1 protein-coding gene is annotated in these 718 nt (G+C 65.5%); it reads right to left on the bottom strand.

The genetic code is table 11. The features are described from left to right. Positions 1 to 9: 9 nt before the first annotated feature. On the bottom strand, positions 10 to 718 hold a 709-nt coding region (locus HB681_RS37665; protein WP_213959992.1), incomplete at its 5' end, for a tyrosine-type recombinase/integrase.

Genomic DNA, 718 nt, shown 5'->3' with positions numbered 1-718 from the left:
GCTCCCCATTTAATGCCTCGTCCTGAGCAGCGCAATGAGTCGGTCCGGCGGCCTGAACTTGCCCTTGCGCAGATGCGGCGGCACGACGGCCTCGATGGCCTCGAGCTTTTGGCTGGGGTCGGCTCGAACGTAGATCTCGGTCGTGGCCAGGGTGCTGTGCCCCAGCCACAGAGAGACCTTGCGGATGTCCTGCGTCGCCTGCAGCACGATCATCGCGCAGGTGTGCCTCAGGACATGGGGCGAGATCTGCTTGCCGCGCAACGACGGGCAAGCGGTACTTGCGGTATCGGCGTGGCTGCGCAGGACGTACGCGACGCCCCAGCGACTGAAGGGCTCGCCGCGCGCGTTGACGAACACTTCAGGTGCGGCGACCTCGCCGCGCACGGACAACCAAGCTCGCAATGCCGACGCTGTCGGCTTCCAAAGGGGCAAGGCTCGCTCGCGACGGCCCTTACCAAGTACGTGGATGCTCTTGCACTGCGCCGCGACGCCGGACATACGCAACCCCTTCAATTCCGAGACACGCAGTCCGGCGCAGACCGCCACATGGAGCATAGCCCGATCGCGAATCCCTTCGCGGGCCGGCGGATCCGGCGCATCGAGCAAGGCTTGGAGTTCCGCTTTGTCCAAGTGGGCAACCAGCCGGGTGTCGGTCTTCTTGTATGGGATCGCGAGGATGCGGCGAGTCTGCTCGAGCGCGCCGGGTTCACGGTGTTGT

The organism is Variovorax sp. dw_954, assembly GCF_018449755.1.
Taxonomy (GTDB): Bacteria; Pseudomonadota; Gammaproteobacteria; order Burkholderiales; family Burkholderiaceae_C; genus Variovorax.
Note: the sequence above shows the minus strand (reverse complement) of the source record. Positions and strands in the feature narration are given on the sequence as shown.